The following is a 23,780-nucleotide window of genomic DNA, read 5'->3' on the forward strand; positions in this document are numbered from 1 at the left end:
CCCGCCCACCCCGGGAAGCAGCCGCCGACATGCTGCGGGTACTGGAGGGTTTGGGCGCGAACGACAGCGGCGGGTTTTTCAGCTACAGCGGGGAACGGTTGCCGTGGTAGCTCACAGTTCTACCTGAGTAACTGGCCTCTGATGACATCGTCAGCGTAAGCCTGCATGAACCACTCGGGCATATCTTCCTGATGGAAGACCAAGTGTGTACCACTGGTAACTTCCGCCAGGAGTACCGCTTCCTCCCCACTGTTATCAAAGATATAGGCTCTATCCGATGCTTCAATTGCTGCGGGTAGAAGCGCCAGTGAGCGACTGTATCGGCTGATGACCTTTTCACGGGGCACCCCGTGCCCACCATCAACGACCCGGTTTGCCACGCGGCTGGTCTTCGCTTCGAGTAACTTGCGACGGATAAAGTCGGCAACGACGGATGCATGGTATGAATTGATATCCGCCCCGTGTATACGCAACCACTTGCCATTTACTGAAATTGACGCGATATCCGATTGCATATCACCTTTCTGTAAAAGTGGATGCTGTAGAAAGAACGCGGCGACTTCGCTGGTAGTAGCGGCCGTATCAAACAGAGAAAGGTCTAACATGCCGGACGTTTTCAGGGCCTGTTCGATTTCGTCAGCATTGACGTAAGTGCTGATAAGGCTGGCAGGCAGCACGTCCTTTACTGTGCTCTTGCCGGAGCCATTCGGCCCAGCGAACATCCGCAGCCTAGCGACCGGCATGCGGGCTATGCGTCTCGAATACCTGACCTACGGTTACCTTCCGGCGGGGCTTGGCTTGGGACAGGACCTGCCTGCTTCCGTCTGGCCCGGATGAAACGATGAAAGCACCTTCAAGCTTGACCAATGTGCGCCCCAAAGCGACGGCGCGATTGTATGCCGCGCGAGTAGCAGTGGCCGCAATAAGGGGGACCTGAGCCTCCAGCTTCTCTATGAGGTCATCGGATAGTGCATCAGTTTTCGTCGCCACAACGGTCTCCTCTCATCAAGCCATTCGAGCGTTAGGCTGATAGCAAACCCGGCAATCGTCAAGCACTGACAAACACCATGTTGTACGGTCTGCATGATTAAGGCTACAAGCGCTTTTCAGGCTCACGCCCACCCAAAATGCTAACCTGCCCCCGCCTCACTCACTTGACTGGATGGAGCCTTCCCGCATGCGTTTTACTTTCGCCCTTTCCCTGTTGGCCGCCGGCGTGTTGGCCGCAGCCCCTCTGGCACAGGCGTCTACGCTGATCTACTGCTCCGAAGCGAGCCCGGCGGGCTTCGATCCGGCGCAGTACACTTCCGGCACCGAATTCGATGCGGCGGCCGAAACCGTGTTCAACCGGCTGGTGCAATTCAAGCGCGGCGGCACGGAGCTGGAGCCGGGCCTGGCGACAGGTTGGGATGTGAGTGCCGACGGCAAGACCTACACCTTCCATCTGCGCCAGGGCGTGAAGTTCCACACCACCGCGTACTTCACCCCAACACGGGACTTCACTGCCGACGACGTGCTGTTCACCTTCCAGCGCATGCTCGACAAGGAGCAGCCATTCCGTAAGGCCTACCCCAGCGAGTTCCCCTACTTCACCGACATGGAGCTTGACCAGAACATCGCCGAGGTTAAAAAGGTCGATGACCATACGGTGGTGTTCGTGCTGAAGAACACCGACGCCGCGTTCGCCGCCGACCTGGCCATGAGTTTCGCTTCTATCCAGTCCGCCGAATACGCCGCCCAGTTGCTCAAGGCTGGCCACCCCGAGCAACTCAATCAGCAGCCGGTGGGCACCGGGCCGTTCGTGTTCAACCGCTACCAGAAAGACGCCGTTATCCGTTACAAGGGCAACACCGCCTACTGGAAGCCCGAAGACGTGAAACTGGACGAGCTGATCTTCGCCATCACCCCGGATGCCGCAACGCGACTGCAGAAACTCAAGGCTGGCGAGTGCCAGGTGAGTGGCTACGCTCGGCCCGCCGACCTGGCTGAAATCAAGAAAGACCCCAAGCTCAAGGTGCTGGAACAACCCGGCTTCAACGTGGGATTCCTGGCCTACAACACCCAGCACCCGCCGCTGGACAAGCCTGAAGTGCGCCAGGCGCTGGACATGGCAATCAACAAGCAGGCCATCGTCGATACCGTGTTCCAGGGCGCGGGCCAGGTGGCGCAGAACGTGATGCCGCCCACCCAATGGTCCTACGACTCAAGCATCAAGGGCGCCGCCTACAACCCTGACAAGGCCCGGGAACTGCTGGCCGCGGCCGGGGTGAAGCCCGGCACCCAGATCAACCTGTGGGCCATGACCGTGCAGCGGGCATCGAACCCCAACGCCCGGCAGTCGGCGCAGATGATCCAGCAGGACTGGGCCAAGGTGGGCATCAAGGCCAACATCGTGAGCTATGAATGGGGCGAGTACATCAAGCGCGCCAAGGCAGGCGAGCACGACGTGATGACCTACGGCTGGACCGGCGACAACGGGGACCCGGACAACTGGCTGGGCGTGCTGTACGGCTGCAGCGCCATTGGCGGCAGCAACTATGCCCGCTGGTGCAACAAGGACGTGGATGGGCTGTTGCAGAAAGCTCGCGCCCTCACCGACCGCAACGAGCGCAGCCAGCTGTACGTTCAGGCCCAGCAGATCATTCGTCGCGAGATGCCGGTTTCCCCCATGGCGCATTCGGTGGTGTCGCAGCCCATGAGCACGCGTGTGCAGGGCTTCAAGATCAACCCGTTCGGGGTCACCGGGTTCTACGGCGTCAGCCTGCAGTAACGGGCCTTACCCCGTGGCCATGCACACGCGGTTACGGCCGTTGTGCTTGGCCTCGTACAGCGCCGCATCAGCCTTGGCCAGCAGTACCTCGGCCGCCGTATCCGGCGCACCGCAGGCAGCGCCAAGGCTGGCATACACGTCAAGCACGCCGGCCTGGGTAGTGAACGGCTTGCCGGCGATGTTCGAGCGCACCCGTTCGGCAATGGTGTGCAACTGCTCTACCGCAGTTACCCGCGACACCACCGCGAACTCCTCGCCCCCCAGCCGCAGCAGCAGGTCATGAGGGCGCAGGCTGGCGGCGATACGCCGGGCAGCTTCGATAAGCACTTCGTCCCCGATGGCATGCCCATGCTGGTCGTTGACCTGCTTGAAATGGTCCAGGTCCACGTACAGCACGCCCAGCAGTTCGTTGCCATGGCGAGCGATGTCCTGCTCCCCGGGGTAGAAATGCGCCAGTGCCGAACGGTTCCAGATCTGGGTCAGCGGGTCGAGCAACGCCCGGCGTTTTTCACGGCTCACCGCAGCGCGCAGTTGGCGAGTGTGCTCGCTCAACCCCTTGAGCTGAAGATAACCCTCCACCAGTTGCGCCAGGTCCCGCAGCCGCGCCTCCTCGTCAGGGGCCAGTGTGCGGGACGATGAACTGAGCAGGCACAGGGTACCTACGGGCAGGCCGGATCGTGCGATCAAGGGATGGCCTGCATAAAAGCGAATATTAGGCGCCCCGGTGACCAACGGATTGTCGGCGAAGCGCTCGTCATCACGGGCATCGGGCACCACGAGCGTTTTGGCGGGCTCGAGAATGGCGTGGGCGCAGAAGGAGACGTCCCGCGACGTGCTGCAGGCTTCCAGCCCCACCCGGGCCTTGAACCACTGACGGTCCTTGTCCACCAGGCTGATCAGCACCTGCTCCACCTTGAACAGGTCCTGGGTAAGGCGCACCAGCGAGTCCATGTAGGGATCGGCGGGCGTATCGAGCACGTGGAGATCGTCCAGCGAATCCTGGCGTTCGGCTTCCCGAGGGTGCAACGGAGCGACGAGCATGTGAAATGTCCGGCTGGGCGCGCATCCTGTGCATGGAACAACGGAATACCGAAAGCACGGTGGGTAGGCACCGTTTCGCTCGGCCGGCAAAAGATAGCACATTGCTACGCACCCGTGCCTTGGTGAATGCGTGCTCGCAGCGCCTCGCTAGCCCTTCGTTTCCATCAGGCAATTGCCCCCATCCACTACCAGTACTTCCCCAATGATGTAGCTGGCCTCTGGCGAAGCAAGGAATGCCACCGCCGCCGCCACTTCGGCTGGCCGCCCTGCCCGGCCGATGGGCACATAGGTAGCGGCATGGGCTTCTTCCGGCGTGCTGGATGCCGTCGCGATCCATCCCGGGGCCACGCTGTTGACGGTGATGCCCTGCGCGGCCACTTCCAGGGCCAGTGCCATGTTCAGCCCGACCATCCCCGCCTTGGCCGCGCTGTAGGCCGCTTCCCCCGGGTTACTGCCACGCGTGCCAGTGGTGGAGCTTACGTGCACGATACGGCCGTACCGCCGCTGGAGCATGCCCGGGAGTACGGCCCGGGTGAGCAAAAAGGCGCTGGTGAGGTTGCGGTTCAGCGAGAGGTTCCAGCTGGCGAGGTCCATGGACGCCACTTCGGCATAAGGCTCGGGGCTGCCCTGCATGGTCATGCCAGCATTGTTCACCAGCACATCGACCTTCCCCCAGCATGCGTGGGCCCACACCGCGAACGCCTTGACCTGCGCCTCGTCGGTAAGGTCGGCCGGTTGGCCCTGGACGGTAAAGCCCTCCTCACGAAGTTCGGCGACGCGCTGGGCGATCCGCGCGCTGCTGGCGGTGATGATCAGCCTGGCGCCTTCCTTTCCTAATCGGCGGGCAATGGCCATCCCTATACCTTCGGCACTCCCGGCTCCGCTGATCAGGGCAACCTGCCCGTCCCATGTGCGCTCGCTCATTGCATTGCTCCTTGAATCGAATGTTCGCAGGCTTGCGCCTGCTCCTACTTCCCCGAAAGGTTCGCGACTAACGGCAGGTAGCGCACTGGAGGAGCGCTAAACCACGCCAGAAGCCTGCCGATATATAGGGCATTCGGCCCCTGCCTGCCTGTTTATTCAAGAGCCCTGTTTGATGCTGCTGTTTCCCAACCTTGCCCACTCTCACGTTCAGATTGCCCGCCGCGCCATGGTGGTGGTGTCGGCATTGATCGGTGCGCTGTTTTCGCTGGCGGTGATCACGCTGTTCGTGATTGCCGGCCAGGAAAATCGGCACCAGATGGAACACAGTGAATCCGATGCTCGCCGGGCGCTGGACGCCAACCTCGACCTGTTGGCCAGGGCTGTCAAGGATTACGCCTTCTGGAACGACGCTTACACTCACGTGGGCCACCCTCGTATCGACCTCGCCTGGGCCTATGACGGAGACAACATCGGGCCATCCCTGTACCTCAATTATTCCCTGGAAGGCGTATTCATCGTCGCGCCGGACACCGCCACGCGCTACGCCATCGTGGGCGGGCATTTGAGCGAAGTGCAAGCCCGCGATTTCCTGGGTGGCGAACTGGCCCCGCTGCTTGCCCTGGCGCGCCAGCAAAGCGCCAATGAACTGCCCGGCTACGGCTTTTACACCGTGAACGGGCAGCCAGCCATCGTTTACGCTGCGGTGATCAAGCCCACCGAGCTGCCGGGCAAGGTCAAGCCCGAGTCGCTGCCTTACCTGGTGTTTGTGGACGTACTGGACACGGTCAAGCTCAACCACTGGGAGCAGAACTACGGCTTGCAGAACCTGAAGGTCGATCTCTCCGGCGCCACGGACAGCCGGCCCAGCCTTGTGGTGCAGGGCGCCACGGGGGGCGCGTTGCGGTTGCGCTGGGCTGCCGAAAACCCTGGCGACAAGTTTCTCCATTCCGTGCTGCCGGTGCTGGCTGTCACCGCCCTTGCCTTCGCCATACTCATGGCCTGGATCTACCGCTCCGGGCTTGCGGCCGCTGGCATGATCGACGACAGCAAAGCCCGCCTGGCCTTGAGCGAGGAACGCTTTCGCGCCGTGGCGGAGGCCTGCTCGGACTGGATATGGGAAACCGACCGCGACGGTCGGCTGGTCTACCTCTCCGAACGCTTCGACGTGATCACCGGCTTTGCCCGGGAAGACTGGCTTGGGCGCACGCTGTGCGAGCTACTCACATTTGACTGGAAGGCGTTCAACCGCATGGCGCTGGAGCCCGGCGCCGCCGGCAGCCGCAAGCTGGAAAGCAGCCATCTGGACAGCCTGGGGCGGCAACGCTGGTGCAGCCTGTCGGCGCGCGTGGTGCGCAGTGGCGATCGCATCAGCGGTTACCGCGGCACGGTCTCGGACGTTACCGCCGAGACCGAAGCACGGGCACACATCAAGCACCTTTCCCAACACGACGCCCTGACCGGCCTGGCGAACCGAAGCTACCTGCATGGCTATTTGCAGAAACACCTGCAGGCGGGCTCGCGCTCTGACAACCCCTTGCTGCTGCTGAGCCTGGACCTGGACCGCTTCAAGCCGATCAACGACACCTTGGGCCACGCCGCAGGCGACCAGGTGCTGTGTGAAGTGGCGAGGCGCTTGCGCAGCGCGGTACGCGACAGCGACCTGGTGGCTCGGCTGGGCGGCGATGAATTCGTGATCGTGGGCACCGACCTGCCGCTCGGTTTCGACGTGGAGCGGTTCTGTTCCCGCCTGTGCGAAGCGGTGGCGCAGCCGTTGCTGGTCGAAGGCCACGAGGTATCGGTAGGTGTAAGCATCGGCGTGGTGCTGTCGCCCCATGACGGCGCCCAGGCCAGCGACCTGCTGCGCTATGCCGACATCGCATTGTATGAAGCCAAGGGCGCGGGGCGTAACAACTGGCAGTTCTATGCTGCCGAGATGAACCAGCGCGTGCTGGAGCGGCGCCGCGTGGAAACCGACCTGCGTCAGGCCCTGCGTGGCGATCAGCTGTTCCTGGAATATCAGCCTCGTTTCGATCTGCAAGGCAACCAGCTCGCGGCCGCCGAGGCGCTGGTGCGTTGGCGGCATCCGGAACGCGGCCTGTTGCCGCCCGGGCAGTTTATTGCAGTGGCAGAGGAGTCCGGGCTGATCGTCGCGGTCAGTGACTGGGTGCTCAACACGGCGTGTAGGGAAGCCATGAGCTGGCGGGAGCCGCTCATGGTGTCGGTCAACCTCTCATCCGTAGAATTTCAGCGCGGCGATCTGGTGGCGCGCGTAGAGGCCGCACTCCAGGCCTCTGGCTTGCCCCCGGGCAGGCTGGAGCTGGAGATCACCGAAAGCGTATTGCTCAACGATGCCAACCAGGCCTTGCTGACGATGCAGCGGCTCAAGGCAGTTGGCGTGCGGTTGGCCATGGACGATTTCGGCACTGGCTACTCCTCGCTCAGCTACCTGCGCGCCTATCCTTTCGACGCGTTGAAAATCGACCGCAGCTTCATTTCAGACCTCGGCGGCTCGGCATCCAGCCACGCAATCATCCAGGCCATCATCGACCTGGGCAAGGCGTTGACGCTTACCGTAACGGCCGAAGGGATCGAAACGGATGCGCAACGCGAGGCGCTCGTCATGATCGGCTGCGAGCAGGGGCAAGGGTATCTGCTGGGGCGGCCGATGCCTGCCGAGCGCTTCAGGGCGCTGTTCGAAGGCGCGGGCTGCATGGTTTGAAATCTCTGCTACGTTGTACGATGTCCGCCAAGTGGCGGCATCACCACAACGTTATAAGAACAAGGGAAGCAAGGGATGAAAGCATCGAAGGTATTGGTTGGCCTGGCGTGCCTGTACGCCGGCATGGTTGCAGCGGCCACTCCGGAGCAGGACGTGGAGCAAGCGGTGGATCAGCTCACTCAGGCGATGTGGCACAAGGATATTCCTGCGCTGAAGGCGCTCACTGCCGATAACCTCAGCTACGGGCACTCCAGCGGCAACGTTCAGGACAAGCAGGCCTTTATCGCCGACATCGAAACCGGCCGCAGCGGCTTCAACAGCCTGAAAATGCTTAACCAGAAAATCATTCTCAGCGGCGATACCGCGCTGGTGCGCAACCACTTTTCCGCCGAGGCGGTGAACAGCGGCAAGGTGGTGCCCACCGAGATCGAGAACTTCCAGGTGTGGCAGAAGCAGCACGGCAAGTGGCTTCTGATCGGCAGGCAAGCCTTCCGCTTCTAGGCGCTTGGCGCGCCGCTACGCTGAACTCCTAACACTGGGCAACGGTCATCATATCGACACGTGAAGCCTGCACTATCGCGACGAGGGCTTATCTGATCGGCCCTCCGAGCGATTGACAGGTTCAGGCCCAGACCGGAGAGGTACTTCATGCGCGCCAGCGAAGCGACCGACGCCAGCACAAAAGCTATCAAACGCCGGGCTACTGTGATCTACCGCCGTGATGAGCAAATCCTTTTCGTGCGCAAGCGAAACGCCAAATGGAACCTGCCCGGGGGCCGGGTGGAAGCGAACGAAACCCCTCTTCAAGCGGCCCTGCGGGAGATGAGCGAGGAAACCGGGCTGGAATTCGACGAGTTGGCCTTCGTGTCGGAATTTACCGAAGACAAGGTCATCCACTTTTTGTTCGAAGCACCACAGCCCCTCTCCAAGAAGCCACGGCCTTGCAACGAGATCGACGACTGCCGCTGGTTCAGTGCCAAGGACGTGACCAAGCGCAAGGTGCGCGGGCAGATTCGATCACTGCTCAAGCAACGCGAGGCACACAAGCCTGAGCTGTCATACAACTGACATATTTGTGAAGCAATATCGCAATCCTTCACGATGACGATCAGGACCGGGTTTGGCGACCCCCATGGAGGAAATTGATGGCCCTCTCACATGAGACCTTGCGCAGTCAGATCCAGAATGCGGCCCCTGTGCTGCAGCGCCTGGACGAAGAAATGGAACGTATCGAATTCGATCCCTTGCGCCCTGCCAGCGTGGCCTCGGCGCGTGTGAAGGTCGAACAGCTGATCGATACCCTGCTTGCAGACTTCAAGGGCAAGCCGATCCTGGGCCCCCTCGCCGTGGCCCTCAAGGCTCAATACCTGGACGCGATCCAGTCCCGCGTAGCAGACGCGCGGCACGCGGCCTGAGCGGTCGCGTGGCACGGCTTACCCTGAGTGGGAAGCAGAACCACAGCGCAAGCGAACGATTCACCCGCCTCGGCGCTCTGAGCAACAACGCGGCACCGCCGCCTGCTTGAGCGCCTGCCAATGACCACCGCTACTGCTTCTCCCGCGCACGCCCTGCGGCGTGTCATCACTACTCCCCTGCTGTTGCTGTTCATCCTGGGCGACGTGCTCGGCGCCGGGGTATATGCCTTGGCTGGCACCATCGCCGCCCGGGTGGGCGGGGCCATCTGGGTGCCGTTGCTGATCGCGCTGTTCTTTGCCCTGCTCACTGCAGCCTCTTACGCCGAGCTGGTGACCAAATACCCCCGCGCTGGCGGCGCGGCCGTGTTCGCCGAGCGGGCCTTCGGCAAGCCGCTGCTGTCCTTTCTGGTGGGCTTTTCCATGCTGGCCGCTGGGGTTACCAGCGCTGCGGGGTTGGCCAAAGCATTTGCCGGGGACTACCTGGCCGCCTTCGTGCACTGGCCTGCCGGCTGGGTCGCGGCGGGCTTTTTGGTCGCCGTGGGGCTGCTGAATGCCCGCGGTATCAAGGAATCCCTGAGCGCGAACCTGGTAATGACGCTGGTGGAGCTCAGCGGGCTGGTGTTGGTGGTCATCGCCGCCGCCTGGTACACAGCCAGCGGCAATGCGGAGCCGGCACGCCTGCTGGAGGTGGACGCCAACGCGCCGGCCACGGCGATACTGGGCGCCTCCTTGCTGGCGTTCTACTCCTTCGTCGGCTTCGAAACCTCGGCGAACCTGGCTGAAGAAGTTCGGGACGTGAGCCGTGTCTATCCCCGCGCACTGTTCAGCGCCCTGCTGATTGCCGGTGCCATGTACCTGCTGGTGGGTGCCGGGGCGGCGCTGGTGTTGCCGGTGGACGCGCTCAAGGCGTCCAGCGCCCCGTTAATGGAAGTGATTGCGGCCTCCGGGCTGGGCATACCGTCTCGCTGGTTCGCGGTGATCGCCTTGATTGCCGTGGCCAACGGTGCGCTGCTCACGATGATCATGGCCAGCCGGCTGGCGTACGGCATGGCGCGTGAAGGGCTGCTCCCGACTGTGCTAGGCCGGGTGCTGGCGCAACGGCGCACACCTGGCTGGGCCATTCTGGCCACAACCGTGCTGGCCATCGCGCTTACCTTCACCAGCACGCTGGAAACCCTGGCCGAAACGGTCGTGCTGCTGTTGCTGTTCGTGTTCCTCAGCACCAACGTGGCTGTGCTGGTCCTCAAGCGCGACAAGGTAGCCACGGAGCACTTCTCGGTGCACTGGATAGTCCCTGCGTTGGCAGTGTTGTCCTGCCTGCTGCTGCTTGCCCAACAAGGGCCGGCCACCTGGCTGCGCGCGGGGCTGATGCTGGTGTTGGGGTTGATGCTGTATGGCGCGACACGCTGGGGCCGTACCCGGGCCTCACACTAGCGGCGCTCAGTAGTCTACCTTCCCCCGCCCCGCCTTGATGGTGCCGCGCTTGCCCTTGGCATCGAGGCGGCGCACTTTCGAACCGCGGGTCGGTTTGGTAGGTCAGCGGGCTTTCTCTACATGGATCGCACCCAGAATCAACTCACGCAGCCGGGCCAGAGCGTCGGCCCGGTTCTGTTCCTGGGTGCGGTACTGCTGCGCCTTGATTACCACCACGCCCTCGCTGGTGATTCGGCTGTCACGCAGCGCCAGCAGGCGCTCCTTATGAAACGCCGGTAGGGAAGATGCCTTGATGTCAAAGCGCAGGTGTACTGCGCTGGACACCTTATTCACATTCTGCCCCCCGGCACCCTGAGCACGGATGGCGCTGAGCTCTATCTCGTGGGCCGGCAGGTGAACGGTATTGGAAATTTCAAGCATCTGGGGGTTCCGGTCTGCGAAGGCGCTACGTTGACCCACACCGCAGTTTTCAGCAAGCAGGGATCCCGACAGGCCCCTCAGGCTAAGAAGCCCGCCGCATAAACGGAACAGGTCGCGATAGGATCCGACAAACGGTTATACCGCTTATCGTCTAAATCTACGGATCTGTACTGCATCGCACCGCTGTGGAAATGCCGCGGATTCCTTGACAGCCAGTAGTTGCGGGTCGCTTGAACCGTAATAGCCTTATAGTTGACGCCATTATTTTGTCTTTTCAAACGTTAGCATGCAAAGCAACGAGGCGGCATTCTGCTATACAAGTTATGGATCCACCCCCGGAGCCGGTGGATTTTTACGCGACCTGTGGCCTTCCGTAAGCGAAGCCACAGGTCCCGCTTACGCACAGGATCAAGGCAGGGCTGTTCATGGACAACATCGTAGTCGCCGATAAAACCACCTCCGAAATTTCCAGCCGCGCCTGGGGGGACCTCCAGCTTGGCCAGCCAGGGGTGGTGCAGATCCCCGTCCCGCCTGAGCAAGTCGCTGCGGTGGCTCGAAATGGCCAGGACGCCATTGTCACCCTCAAGACTGGCGAAAGGGTCACGGTCGGCAACTTCTTCAACGCGACCGCCGAGGGCGTGCGCAGCGACATGGTGTTCCAGGGCCAGGACGGCGTGCTCTGGCAGGCGCAATACAGCGCCGAAGCGTTCAACGGCTTCACATTTACTGAGCTGCCCTCGATCGATACGTTGCTGGCCGGTGCCGGGGTGGTGGGCAGTGCTACACCGGAATGGGCAATCGCCGGGCTGGGTGCATTGGGCGCAGGCGGCGCCACGGCGGCGGCTACCGGTGGGTTGGCCAATAGCGGTGGTGGTGGAGGTGGCGGCGCAGCGCCGGCCGATACCACAGCGCCCGACGCGCCGGGGTCCCTGGGACTGAGCAGTGACGGCCTGACCTTGAGCGGGCTGGGCGAAGCCGGCGCCACGGTCACGGTCAACGATGCCTTCGGCAACCGGCTGGGCAGCGGTGTCGCAGGTGCGGACGGCCGTTTCGCGGTTGTACTCACCTCCCCCCAATTGAATGGCGAAACGGTCACGGTGGTACAGGTCGATGCGGCGGGGAATGCTTCCCCACCTGCCAACCTGGTGGCCAGCGACGTCACTGCGCCGAGCGTGCCGGTGAATCTGGTGCTGGACGCTACGTTGAGCGTGCTCACCGGAACTACTGAAGCCGGTGCGACGGTGACCGTGCGCGACGCCAACGGCACCGTGCTTGGGACGGGCGTGGCCGCGGCGGACGGCACTTTCAGCCTGGCCCTGGCGCCCGCACCGGGTGCCGGAGCGGCGCTAAGCGTCAACGCTACGGACCCGGCGGGCAATACCTCCGCCGATGCCAGCCTTAATGCGCCCGCCGCACCGCCACCGCCAGATACCACCGCGCCCCTCGCGGCGACCGATGTGGCCATCAGCGGGGACGGCACCCTGCTCAGCGGCCGAGGCGAGCCCGGCGCCGTGGTTACGGTATTCGACCCGGTCGGCAATGTGCTGGCCACTGGTACCGTGGCGGCCGACGGCACCTTCGACCTTCCGGTGGTGCCGGGCATCATCAGTGGCCAGGTGCTGCAGCTCACCCTCACCGACGCCGCGGGCAATGTCTCCCCCAATTTGCCGATCCAGGCGCCGGACCTGTCCCAGCCGGCACCGCCCAGCAACCTGGTGATCAGCGCCGACGGCCTCAGCCTGACCGGTACGGCCCGGCCGGGCGCGCGGGTGCTGGTGCGCAACACCAGCGGCCAGGTGGTGGGTTCCGGGCGCAGCGCCCTGGATGGCAGCTTCACCATCGCGCTCGATGCGGCATACACAAACGGCCAGGTATTCGACGTCACCGCCGCCGATGGCAACGGCAACAGTTCGGCGCAGGCCGTGGTCACGGCGCCCGATTCAACCGTGCCGGGCGCTGTGACCGACCTGGCGGTGAGCAGTGACGGGCTGGCGCTTTCCGGGCAGGGTGAGGCCGGGGCCACGGTCACCGTCACCAACGCCTCAGGTACTGTGCTTTCCACCGGAACCGTGGCCGCCAACGGTACTTTCGTATTGGCGCTGAGCCCCGCCGCTGCCGTGGCCGCCACGCTTACCGTGCGCCAGGCCGACCCCGCAGGCAACCTGTCGCCCGACGCCACAACCAGCGTGCCGGCAGCCGCCCCGGTGACTCCGGCCGCGCTGGTGGTGACTACCGATGGCCTGACCGTGGCCGGCACCGCCACCCCCGGCGCCACGGTGGAAGTGCGTGCCGCCGACGGGACGTTGCTGGGGAGTGCCGTGGTTGCCCCGGACGGCACCTTCAGCGTGACGCTGGGCAGTGCTCAGTTGGACGGCCAGTTGCTGGACGTCGCACTGCTCGATAGCAACGCCACCCCTTCAGTCACCGCGATCCTTGCGGCGCCGGACACCACGGCGCCAGCCGCCGCTACCGACCTTGCAATCAACCCCAACGGGGCCTTGCTCAGTGGCCGCGGCGAAGTCGGCGCCCTGGTGACCGTCCGTGATGCGAACGGCACCGTGGTAGGCACGGCTACGGTGAACACCGTGGGCAGCTTCGCCGTGGCGCTGAACCCCGTTCAGATCGACGGTCAGGCATTGCAGGTAACCCTCGACGACGCGGCGGGTAACGGCTCGGCGGCCAACGGCATCACCGCGCCGGACGTCAACGGCCCCCTGCTACCCGAAGCGCTGGCGCTCGACGTGACGGGAACGCTGTTGAGCGGGCAAGGCGAGGCCGGCTCGACGGTCAGCGTCCGCGACGCCAATGGCACAGTGCTGGGCAGCGCGGTGGCCGACGCCGATGGCCGCTTCGAAGTGACCCTGGCAAGCGCCCAGATCAACGGCCAGGCCTTGCAGGTAAGCGCCGTGAATGCTGCGGGGCTCGCCTCCGGGGCCGCACCGTTCACCGCGCCGGACATTGCCCCACCTGCGGCGGTCACAAACCTTCAGGTCAATGCCCAGGGCCTGGTACTCACCGGCAGCGGCGAAGCAGGCGCTACTGTGACGGTGCTGGATGCCAGCGGCAACCCGCTGGGCACCGCACTGGTGGCTCCCGACGGCAGCTTCAGCGTTACGCTGAGCAGCCCGCAAGTGGCGGCTGAAAACCTGACGGTATGGGCTACCGATGCCGCCGGCAACATCGGCAGCGGAGTGCCTTTGACCGCGCCGGACGCTACCCCGCCGGCCGCCCTCAGCAACCTGGCGATTTCGGCCAACGGCAGCCTGGTCAGCGGTAACGGCGAAGTTGGCGCAACGGTCACTGTGAGCGATACCGGCGGCAATGCCCTGGGCACCGCTGTGGTCGGCGCCAATGGCCGCTTCGAAGTGACGCTGGGCACAGCCCAGGTGAACGGCGAGACGCTCAATGTGAGCCAGGCCGATGCGGCCGGCAATGCCACTGCGCCAGCGCCCTTGACCGCGCCGGACATCGTGGCACCTGCAGCGCCGACTACGCTCACGTTCGCCAGCGACGGTAGTAGCCTCAGCGGCCAGGGCGAAGCGTTCGCAACCGTTCGGGTACGCAGCCTGGGCGGTACGTTGCTGGGCTTTACTACCGTCAACGCTGACGGCAGCTTCAGCGTCACGCTCACCCCCGCCCAACTCAATGGGCAGGCCGTGCAGGTGGAACAGCAAGACGTCGCCGGCAACCTTTCTACCCTCATCAGCACCACCGCGCCGGACACTTCTCCTCCCGACGACGTCGATAACCTGCTACTTAGCGGCAATGGCGCCACCCTGACGGGCACCGGCGAAGCAGGCGCCCGCGTAACCGTGAGCAATGCCACGGGCACAGCCCTGGGCACTGGCACCGTAGATGTGAATGGCAACTTCAGCGTTATCCTGACCCCGGCCCAGTTGAACGGCCAGGTGCTGACCGTGACCCAGGCCGATGCCATAGGCAATACGTCGGGGCCGGTCACGGTTACCGCGAGCGATATCACCGCGCCGGCCGCCCCGACCGGGCTGGGTGTGGATGCTACCGGGCTGGTGCTCAACGGCACGGCTGAACCCAACGCCGACATCGAAGTACGCGATGCCGACGGCGCCCTGTTGGGCAGCGGCAGCGCCGACAATAACGGCGCATTCTCGATCACGTTGAACACCGCCCAGCTGAACGCTGAGGCGCTGCAGGTGACCGCCGCCGATGCCGACGGCAACGTTTCACAATCGGCTGGCATCAGCGCGCCCGACACCACCGCGCCGATAGACGTGAGAAACCTGGCGATCAGCCCGGATGGCACTACCCTCTCCGGGGTTGGCGAAGCCGGTGCCATCGTACGCGTGACCAACGCCGCCAACGTGCTGTTGGGCACCACAACTGTGGGCCCTGACGGGGTATTCACCCTTACCCTCACCCCCGCAGCCACGGCCGCGGACGTACTCACCGTAAGTGAAGCCGACCTGACCGGGAACGCCTCCGGTGCCGTTACGCTGGCCGGCCCCAACGGCACGCAGGTCACCACCCCTGCCAACCTGGCGCTGTCCAGCGATGGCTACACCCTTACCGGCACGGGCCTGGCGGGCACCACGGTAAACGTGACCGATGCCAGCGGCAGCAGCTTGGGCACCGCGCTGGTGGGCAGCGCGGGCACCTTCCGCTTGCTGATGCGCAGCGCTCAACTTAACGGCCAGCTGCTCCACGTTACCGCCAGCGACGCCAATGGCACCACCTCGGTGGCCACCTCTCTTGTCGCCGCCGACGCGACTGCCCCGGATGCACCGTTGAGCCTGGCCAGCGCCAGCGGCGGCAGCGTAATTACCGGGCGCGGCGAAGCGGGCGCTACCGTTACCGTGAGCGATGCCAGCGCAACCGTGCTCGGCACCGGCGTGGTTGCCGGTAACGGCGCCTTTACCGTGGCGATCAACCCGGCGCAGCTCAACGGCCAGGTGCTGACCGTGGTGCAGACCGACGCCGCCGGCAATGTCTCGCAAACCAACACGCTCGTAACCGCAGACCTGCAAGGGCCGGCAGCCGCCACAGGTCTGGCGGTGAACACCTACGGCACCGTGGTCAGCGGGCTGGGCGAAGCCGGGTCCACCGCTACCGTGCGTGACGCCGCCGGCACGGTGCTGGCCACCGGCACGGTCAACCAGAGCGGTGTGTTTCAGGTCACCCTGCCGATTGCCCAGAACACCGGCGAGGCGCTCACGGTTCAGCTCACCGATGCCGCAGGCAACGTGTCCCCGGCGGCTACGGTTGGCACGCCCGACAACACCGCCCCCGGCACGGTCACGGGGCTGTTGATCAGTGCCGACGGCAGCAGCCTTTCCGGGGTGGGAGAGCCTGGCGCCACCGTTGCCGTACAAACCGCCAACGGTACCGTGCTGGGGACCGGGCCGGTGGACCCCAACGGGGTCTTCACGGTCACGCTCAACCCTGCCCCGCTCAATGGCGAAACCCTGGACATCACCCAGACCGACGCCAGTGGCAACCCCTCGGTTGCGGCCAACCTCCTCGCCCCGGACATCAGCCCGCCTGCCGCGCTCAGCGGTGTGACCATCAACGCGGACGGCGTAACGGTCACCGGCCATGGCGAGCCCGGCGCCACGGTGTACGTGCGTGCCGTGGATGGCACCGTGCTGGGCACAGGCCTTGTAGCCAGCAACGGCGCCTTCAACGTGACCTTGGGTACCGCGCAACTGAATGCCCAGGTGTTGACCGTGAACCAGGAAGACCCGCCCGGCAACGAAGGGCCGGCGGCGAACCTGACAGCCCCAGACACCACAGCGCCGGCCAGCCCCAGTGACCTGGCGCTCAATGGCAGCGGCTTGCAAGTGAGCGGCCGTGCGGAAGCCGGCTCGGTGGTCACCCTGCGCGATGCCCAAGGGAACGTACTGGGCAGCGCTGCTACTGCTGCCAATGGGCTGTTCGTCGCTACCCTGAATGCGCCGCAGCTCAATGGCCAGGCATTGACAGTGACGGCCAGCGATGCCGCCGGCAACCTGTCAGCACCGGCGCCATTGGTAGCCGCAGACATCACAGCCCCCGCAGCGGTAAGCGGCCTGGCCGTTTCCACCGATGGCGCCACGCTGACCGGGCTGGGCGAAGCCGGATCGACCGTCACGGCCACCGCCACCGACGGTACCGTGCTGGGCAGCACCACGGTGGGCAGCGATGGCCGCTTCACCCTGGGTATAACGCCCGCCGCCACGATCGGGGACACTGTGGCAGTCACCGCCTCGGATGCCGCCGGCAACGCTGCCATCAGCATCCCGGTGATCGCGCCTGGGCCGCTGGCCCCCAACGTGGCCAGCAACCTGACGCTGAGCAGCGACGGCCTCACCGTGCAAGGCAGTGCCGACCCTGGGAGCCTGGTGCGGGTATACAGCGCCAGCGGGCAATTGCTCGGCACCGGGCTTGCAGGCAGCGATGGCGCCTTCACCGCGCCGTTGACAGCCGGGCAGCTCAACGGCGAAGCCCTGACGGTAATTGCCACGTCCACGGACGGCATCAATGCCGCACCGGCCGACCTGCTGGCGGCCGATGTGACAGCACCTGCCGCTGTCACCACCTTCAACCTCGCCCAGGACGGCGCTTCGTTGACCGGTTTCGCCGAAGCCGGGGCCAGGTTGCGAGTACTGGCCCAGGGTGGGCTGATTCTTGGCACCACCACCGTGGGCGCCGACGGCACCTTCGCGGTTACGCTGGTGCCGGCGCAGCTGGCTGGGCAATTGCTCACCCTCAGCCAGCTGGACGTGGCCGGCAATGAATCGCTGACCACCACCTTCCTCGCCCCTGACCTGGTGGCGCCCACCGTAGCGACCGGTCTGGCGTTGAGCCCGGACGGCGCCCTGCTGACCGGTACGGGGGAAGCCGGCGCCACGGTCAACGTGCTGGATGCCAGCGGCACCGTTCTGGGCACGGGCACTGTGCGCCTGGACGGCACCTTCCAGCTGGCCCTGATACCGGCCCAGGCCAACGGCCAGGTATTGTCAGTAACCTTGACCGACGCAGCGGGCAACGCCTCCCTGCCCGCCACGCTTACCGCGGTCGACTCTACCGCTCCAGGGGCGGTATCAGCGTTGGCGATAGGCGCCGATGGCGCGAGCATCAGCGGGCGCGGCGAAGCGGGCTCCATCGTCACGGTCGCGGATGCCGACGGCAATGTGCTGGGCACCGCCACGGTGGGCAGCACGGGCGCCTTCAGCCTGGTGCTGGGCACGCCGCTGCTCAATGCTCAGGTACTGACCGTCACCCAGGCCGATGCGGCGGGCAATGTGTCCCCGATCGCCAACCTGACCACGGTGGACCTCACCGCCCCCGATGTACTGACCAACGTGGCGATCAACGCCGCGGGTGCGGTGGTGAGCGGCAGGGGCGAAGCCGGTGCGACTGTGACCGTTCGCGACGCCGCCGGCACGCTGCTGGGCAGCACGGTGGTGTTTGCCAACGGCAGCTTCGTAGTGGCGCTAACCCCGCCGCAGATCGACAACCAGGCGCTTACCGTGCAGCAGGCGGACCCGCCCGGGAACATCAGCCAGCCGGTACAGATCGCGGCACCGGACCTTACCCCGCCCAACCTGGCCACCAACCTTGCCCTCAACAGCACCGGCGACCAGCTCAGCGGCACTGGCGAGCCGTTAGCCAGCGTGCGCATCACCCTGGCCGATGGCAGCGTGGTAGGCACCGGCAACGTGGACGCCACCGGCAATTTTCTCATCACCCTCACCAACCCGGCGGTCAACGGCGAAGCCCTGCTGGTGCGGCTGGGCGACGCGGCGGGCAATCTTTCGCCCATTGCCACCCTGAGCGCGCCGGACATCACCCCACCGGCCGCCGTCGCCAACCTGCTGATCGACGCCGCGGGCGCCGTGCTTACCGGCACTGGCGAGCCCGGCGCTACCTTGGTGGTAAGCAACGCCAACGGCGATACCCTGGCATTGGGCACGGTTGCCGCCGACGGCACCTTTGCCGTGGCCTTGACCACGCCGCAGCTCAATGGCCAGCAGCTGAGCGTGGTCCAACAGGATGCCACCGGTAACCCGTCTACCTCAGCCGGGTTGAACGCGCCCGACCTCACCCCGCCGGCTGCGCCGACGGTCGCCACCCTGACGCCGGACGGCCTGACCCTCAGCGGTAACGGGGAAGCCCGCGCCGTGATTCAGGTGAGTGCCGCCGACGGCACCGCCCTGGGCACAACCACGGTCAACGCCGCCGGCACCTGGAGCCTTACCCTGGGCAGCGCCCAGCGCAATGGCGAGCTGCTGACGGTGACCCAGACCGACACTGCCAACAACACCTCGCCCGCCCTGCCCTATCAAGCCGCAGACAGCACAGCGGCGGGAGCGGTCAGCAACCTGGCGATCAACGCCGATGGCCTGCTGCTGACCGGCCTCGCCGAGGCCGGCGCGGTGGTGAGTGTGAGCAGTGCCAACGGTACCCTGCTGGGCACCGCCACCGCAGGGATCGATGGCCGTTTTGCCTTTACCCTGCCAGCCGCGCAGTTGAACGGCGAAACACTCAGCGTGGTGCAGACCGATGCCGCGCTCAACACCTCGACAGCGGCCAGCGTAACAGCGCCGGACATTACCGGTCCGGCAGCCCCGACCATCACCAGCCTTACCGGCAACGGCACCGTTTTGGCGGGTACCGCGGAAGCGCTGAGCACGGTCACGGTGCTGGCCGCCGATGGCAGCACGCTGGGCAGCACCACCGCAGATGCCAATGGCCTCTACAGCATTACTTTGAACCCAGCCCAGGCCAACGGCGAAACCATCAGCGTGGTCGCCACAGACGTGATCGGCAACGCATCCCTGCCGTTGCCGTATGTAGTGGCGGACATCACCGCCCCAGCGGCGGTCAGCGACCTGGCGGTCAGCAACGACTACACCACCCTGGCGGGCCGCGGCGAGCCGAACGCGGTAGTGACCGTGACCCTCGGTGGCGCCTCGCTGGGCACGGCCACCGTCGACGCCAACGGTGCCTTCGTGATCACCCTTACCGGCCCGATCGCCGCGGCGGATGTATTGAGCGTGGTGCAGCGGGACGTGGCCGGCAACCCGGCAACCGCCGCCACCCTCACCGTTGCAGCCGTGCCGCCACCCCCGGCCCCCACTGCGCTGGTACTGGCCGGCGATGGCGCCTCCCTGGCCGGTACTGCCACGGCGGGCAGCCTGGTGAAGGTCTATGGCGCCACCGGCACCTTGCTGGGCAGCGCCACCGCGGCAGGCGATGGCAGTTTCAACGTGTCGCTCTCCTCGCCACAAACCAACGGGCAGGTGCTTGGCGTCACCGCCAGCACCCAGGCCGGCGGCGAGTCCATACCGGCAGCGGTGACGGCAGCCGACACCACGGCCCCAGTCGCCCTCACTGATGTAGCCATCAATGGCACCGGCGCGGTGGTAACCGCCCGCGGCGAAGTGGGCGCTACCGTGACCGTACGCGCGGCGGACGGTACGGCGCTGGGCTCCGGCATCGTGGGGGCTACAGGCACCGTGACCGTGGCGCTCGTTCCATTCCAGGCCAACGGGCAGGCGCTCAGCGCCACCCAGACCGACCTGGCCGGGAACACCTCGACGGCGGTGGCAATCACCGCCCCGGACATTACCCCACCCAGCGTCCCTGCCTCGTTGGTGCTCACCCCCAATGGGCTGACGCTCACTGGCACAGGCGAGGCCGGCGCCATCGCCCGTGTGCGCGATGCCGGCGGTACCTTACTGGGCACCGCCACCGTGGCCGCCAATGGCACCTTCTCGGTCACCCTCGGTAGCGCCCAGCTCAACGGCCAGGCCTTGAGCGTGACCCTGACGGACGCTGCCGGCAATGTGTCGATTGCCGCGCCCTTGGTGGCCGCAGACATCACCGCGCCGGGCGCCTTCACAAACCTGCAGCTAAGTACCAATGGCTTGCAGTTGAGCGGAAATGGCGAAGCGGGCGCCACGGTAAGCGTGACCAACAGCGCCGGTACCGTGCTCGGCACCGCACTGGTGGGGTTGACCGGCAGCTTCACCGTGCAGCTCAGCGCCGCCCAGCTTAATGGCCAGGTACTGACCGTGCGCCAGGCAGACCTGGCGGGTAACGCCAGCACAGGTAGCGTAACCGCCAGCGACGTCACCGCCCCCACCGCACCTGCCAGCGTGGCGGTGGCCGCCGATGGCAGCGCGGTCACCGGCACTGGTGAAGCGGGTGCCACGGCGAGCGTGTACAGCGCAAATGGCACGTTGCTCAACAGCGCCACCGTGGGCAGCAACGGGCTGTTCTCGGTAACCCTGAGCCCCGCGCAGGCGGACGGCCAGGCCCTCACCGTGCGGCTCACCGACGCCGCTGGCAACGCCTCCTCCCAGGCGAGCGTGACCGCGCCGGACATTACCCCACCCGCAGCCCCCACCACGGCGGTTGTCGGGGCAGGCGGTACGGTGGTCACGGGTACTGGCCTTGCCGGCGCGCGTATCTTCGTGCGCAACGCGTTCGGTGTACTGCTGGGCAGCGCGACAGTTGCCGCCAACGGCACCTACTCGGTAGCCTTGAGCCCGGCGCAGATCAACAGCCAGGCCCTGAGCATCACCCAGGTGGATGCGGCAGGTAACGTGTCCACCGCCGTGAGCGCCACGGCACCGGACCTCACGCCGCCCACCGCAGCCACGGTACTGGTGGTGGCCGGGGACGGCAACAGCCTCAGCGGTAGCGGCGAGGCCGGCAGTACCGTCACGGTGCGCAGCGCTACCGGCGTGACCCTGGGTACAGCGACAGTAGCCGCCAATGGCACTTTCAGCGTGGCGTTGGGCAGTGCGCAAATCAACGGCGAGGTACTCACCGTTACCCTGCGCGACAGCCATGGCAACCTGTCCACTACCAGCAGCGTGACCGCCCCGGACGTAGACGTGAACCGCCCGGTGGTGGCCAGCGACAACCTCACCACGGCAACCGTGAACCTTGCGCCGGTAATGACCACTCGCAACTACGCGGACAGCTTCACCACGGTGCTCAACGGGTTCAACAAGGTGTTCAACTTCACGGTGGCCAGCGGCACCAGCGTTGATCCCACCCTTACGCTTTCCACCACGAGCGCCCTGGCGCTCTATAACGGCGCCACGTACACCCTTCAGGTGCAGGACGCCAGTGGCAACTGGGTTACCTTGGGTAATGCCTCTGGCGGGGCACTGCTGAACGTGTTGTTGCTCGCCGGCCAGGGCGTAGTGGTGGACATCGGCACGCTGCTGGGGGGCAACTATCGCCTGGTGGTGGCCAGCAATGGCATCGGCGTGCTCACAACGGTCACCAGCAACCTTCAGCTGGATATCACCGGCCTGAACCAGTTCAACGGCACGGCCGGGGCGGTGCTCAACGGTAACGTGGTGACGGACATCGGCACCGACGGCACCGCCGACGTGACCGGGCCGGATAACGGCGCAGTGGTGCAAGTGCTGCGCAACGGCAGTTTCGTCAGCACTGCCGGCGGTACGACGGTGCAAGGCCTGTACGGCACGCTCACTATCGATGCCCAAGGCAACTACACCTACACGGCCAACGGCAGCGTAAACAGTGTGGGCAAGGTAGACGTGTTCACCTATCAACTGGTGCACCCCAACGGCCTTACCGACACCGCCAACCTGTATGTACGTATCGACAGCCCACAGGCGGCCGAAGTGTGGAACAGCGGCAACCTGGCCGCGCCAGCCACGGTGGTGGATGCCACCTTCGACGTGGCCAGTACCTCACTGACCCTGGCCAACAAGGTGACGACCAGCACCAGCGCGCTTGGCAGCCTGGCGATCCTGCTGGGCGGCGGGTCTGGTAGCTACTCGTTCAGCGTGGCCGCCGACACCGTGAGCGACCTCACCATCACGCTGGCCTCGACCAGCCTGTTGTCCTTGCTGGGCTCTGTGGTGCTGGGCCTGTACAAGCTCAACCCTGCCACCGGGCAGTACGTGCTGGTGCAAGCCTGGGGTGGCGCCGGGCTTATCGGCCTGGGTGGCGGCCTGTATGGCGTGACTATGGACGACCAGACTGCTGGCACCTATCAGGTGCGCCTGTCCACAGGCGGTATTGGCCTGCTGGCCACGGTGAACGTGGGCCTGATCAACGTCGCCACCTACAACAACCAGTTCACGGTAGGCGGCTATACCCCTGTCACCGGCAACCTGCTCACCGATACCGCTGGCGGCGGCGCGGACGTGTTGGGCTCGGCCTATACCTTCCTCAGTGTGCTCGCGGCTGGCAGCTACGTAACGCCAGGCTACAACGGCACGGCCATTGCCGGCACCTACGGCACGCTGCTGGTGAAAGCCGATGGCAGCTACACCTACACCCTCAACGCCGGGCTGACCGGGGACGCGGTGGGGCATCAGGACGTGTTCACCTACGCCCTCACCCACCCCAACGGTACCGTGGACACCGCGACCCTTACCGTGAGCCTGAACCAGGCCGGCGCTGCCGTCGCCGCCAGCACTTTCAGCACACTCAACGTGGCAAGCGATGCAGGCGCCCACACCGCGGTAGTCGCCAGCAGCACGGGCGAGACCTTGCAGGGCACCAGTGGCAACGACACGCTGGATGGCTCCCACGGTGGCGCCCTCACGCTAGTCGGGGGCGCCGGCAACGACACGCTGATCATCGTCGACCAGCAGTTTGCGTCGGTGGACGGTGGCACCGGCACCGACACCCTGGTGTGGGGAGGCGGCGCAGCCAATATCAACCTGGCCAACCTGGCGGCACGGATACATAACATCGAGGTGATCGACCTCAATACCACGGCCCCGGTAAACCTCACCCTGAGCCTCTCGGACCTGGTCAGCGTGTTGTCCAGCGACAACGACACGCTGATGATCAAGGGCAACGCCCAGGACACGGTGCACATCACCGGGCAGTGGGACGCCGGTGGCCTGCATCAGGCAGGCGGCGTGGATTACGTGCAATACAGCCCTCAGGAGGACCCCAGCCATCACCTCTGGGTACAGAGCGGTATCCAGATGGTTTGATACGAAAAGGACGGCGCCGCCCCGGCCCGGCAACCCGCCGGGGCGGCCATCACAGTAAGGGACAGCGGTGATACCAGGCTTGAACACGGTTACGCGCA

General features: G+C 65.3%; 10 protein-coding genes and 1 pseudogene. 7 read left to right on the top strand and 4 right to left on the bottom strand.

Annotated elements, in window-relative coordinates:
• Positions 1 to 119: 119 nt before the first annotated feature.
• The gene (locus tag G7016_RS16415; protein ID WP_308812178.1) at positions 120 to 677 is read right to left on the bottom strand and encodes a hypothetical protein; all 558 of its coding nucleotides are present in this window, start codon (positions 675 to 677) and stop codon (positions 120 to 122) included.
• Positions 678 to 1,177: 500 nt separating this feature from the next.
• Here G7016_RS16415 and G7016_RS16420 point away from each other — a divergent pair, with 500 nt between their 5' ends.
• The gene (locus G7016_RS16420; protein ID WP_181116413.1) at positions 1,178 to 2,770 is read left to right on the top strand and encodes an ABC transporter substrate-binding protein; all 1,593 of its coding nucleotides are present in this window, start codon (positions 1,178 to 1,180) and stop codon (positions 2,768 to 2,770) included.
• Positions 2,771 to 2,776: 6 nt separating this feature from the next.
• Here G7016_RS16420 and G7016_RS16425 read toward each other — a convergent pair whose 3' ends face one another.
• Together G7016_RS16425 and G7016_RS16430 are read right to left on the bottom strand one after the other, a co-directional pair.
• Positions 2,777 to 3,811: a sensor domain-containing diguanylate cyclase gene (locus tag G7016_RS16425; protein WP_181116417.1), complete on the bottom strand. Its 1,035-nt coding sequence runs from the start codon at positions 3,809 to 3,811 to the stop codon at positions 2,777 to 2,779.
• Positions 3,812 to 3,958: 147 nt separating this feature from the next.
• Positions 3,959 to 4,735 carry an SDR family NAD(P)-dependent oxidoreductase gene (locus G7016_RS16430; protein ID WP_181116420.1) on the bottom strand — a complete coding sequence of 259 codons (777 nt, stop codon included), beginning with the start codon at positions 4,733 to 4,735 and terminating at the stop codon, positions 3,959 to 3,961.
• A gap of 172 nt (positions 4,736 to 4,907) precedes the next feature.
• Here G7016_RS16430 and G7016_RS16435 point away from each other — a divergent pair, with 172 nt between their 5' ends.
• The 5 genes from G7016_RS16435 (at position 4,908) to G7016_RS16455 (ending at position 10,303) form a co-directional block, all read left to right on the top strand.
• Entirely contained in the window at positions 4,908 to 7,454 is a 2,547-nt protein-coding gene (locus tag G7016_RS16435; RefSeq protein WP_181116423.1) for a bifunctional diguanylate cyclase/phosphodiesterase, read from the top strand.
• Positions 7,455 to 7,529: 75 nt separating this feature from the next.
• Positions 7,530 to 7,955 (top strand): nuclear transport factor 2 family protein, encoded by a 426-nt coding sequence (locus G7016_RS16440; protein ID WP_181116426.1) that lies wholly within the window; start codon positions 7,530 to 7,532, stop codon positions 7,953 to 7,955.
• 147 nt (positions 7,956 to 8,102) lie between these two features.
• On the top strand, positions 8,103 to 8,522 hold the full coding sequence (locus G7016_RS16445; protein WP_181116429.1) for an NUDIX hydrolase: 420 nt from the start codon (positions 8,103 to 8,105) through the stop codon (positions 8,520 to 8,522).
• A 77-nt stretch (positions 8,523 to 8,599) separates the two neighbouring features.
• Positions 8,600 to 8,869: a hypothetical protein gene (locus tag G7016_RS16450; protein ID WP_181116432.1), complete on the top strand. Its 270-nt coding sequence runs from the start codon at positions 8,600 to 8,602 to the stop codon at positions 8,867 to 8,869.
• A 120-nt stretch (positions 8,870 to 8,989) separates the two neighbouring features.
• Complete coding sequence (locus tag G7016_RS16455) at positions 8,990 to 10,303, top strand: APC family permease (RefSeq protein ID WP_181116435.1); 1,314 nt, start codon at positions 8,990 to 8,992, stop codon at positions 10,301 to 10,303.
• Between the two features lie 6 nt (positions 10,304 to 10,309).
• On the opposite strand, the pseudogene arfB reads toward G7016_RS16455, so the two are convergent.
• Positions 10,310 to 10,723 (bottom strand): annotated as a pseudogene (gene arfB, locus G7016_RS16460) (alternative ribosome rescue aminoacyl-tRNA hydrolase ArfB).
• Between the two features lie 425 nt (positions 10,724 to 11,148).
• Between arfB and G7016_RS16465 the strand changes: the two are divergent.
• A complete protein-coding gene (locus tag G7016_RS16465) occupies positions 11,149 to 23,682 on the top strand; it encodes a BapA/Bap/LapF family large adhesin (protein ID WP_181116439.1) in 12,534 nt (4,177 codons plus the stop codon).
• Positions 23,683 to 23,780: the final 98 nt, after the last annotated feature.

This window comes from Pseudomonas japonica (assembly GCF_013522925.1).
Classification (GTDB): domain Bacteria; phylum Pseudomonadota; class Gammaproteobacteria; order Pseudomonadales; family Pseudomonadaceae; genus Aquipseudomonas; species Aquipseudomonas japonica_A.

Bases quoted from the DNA above. Each gene is read 5' to 3' on its own strand.
- G7016_RS16435 (WP_181116423.1), top strand. From the start codon at position 4,908: ATGCTGCTGTTTCCCAACCTTGCCCACTCTCACGTTCAGATTGCCCGC.
- G7016_RS16440 (WP_181116426.1), top strand. From the start codon at position 7,530: ATGAAAGCATCGAAGGTATTGGTTGGCCTGGCGTGCCTGTACGCCGGC.
- G7016_RS16455 (WP_181116435.1), top strand. From the start codon at position 8,990: ATGACCACCGCTACTGCTTCTCCCGCGCACGCCCTGCGGCGTGTCATC.
- G7016_RS16420 (WP_181116413.1), top strand. From the start codon at position 1,178: ATGCGTTTTACTTTCGCCCTTTCCCTGTTGGCCGCCGGCGTGTTGGCC.
- G7016_RS16450 (WP_181116432.1), top strand. From the start codon at position 8,600: ATGGCCCTCTCACATGAGACCTTGCGCAGTCAGATCCAGAATGCGGCC.
- G7016_RS16465 (WP_181116439.1), top strand. From the start codon at position 11,149: ATGGACAACATCGTAGTCGCCGATAAAACCACCTCCGAAATTTCCAGC.
- G7016_RS16445 (WP_181116429.1), top strand. From the start codon at position 8,103: ATGCGCGCCAGCGAAGCGACCGACGCCAGCACAAAAGCTATCAAACGC.
- G7016_RS16425 (WP_181116417.1), bottom strand. From the start codon at position 3,811: ATGCTCGTCGCTCCGTTGCACCCTCGGGAAGCCGAACGCCAGGATTCG.
- G7016_RS16430 (WP_181116420.1), bottom strand. From the start codon at position 4,735: ATGAGCGAGCGCACATGGGACGGGCAGGTTGCCCTGATCAGCGGAGCC.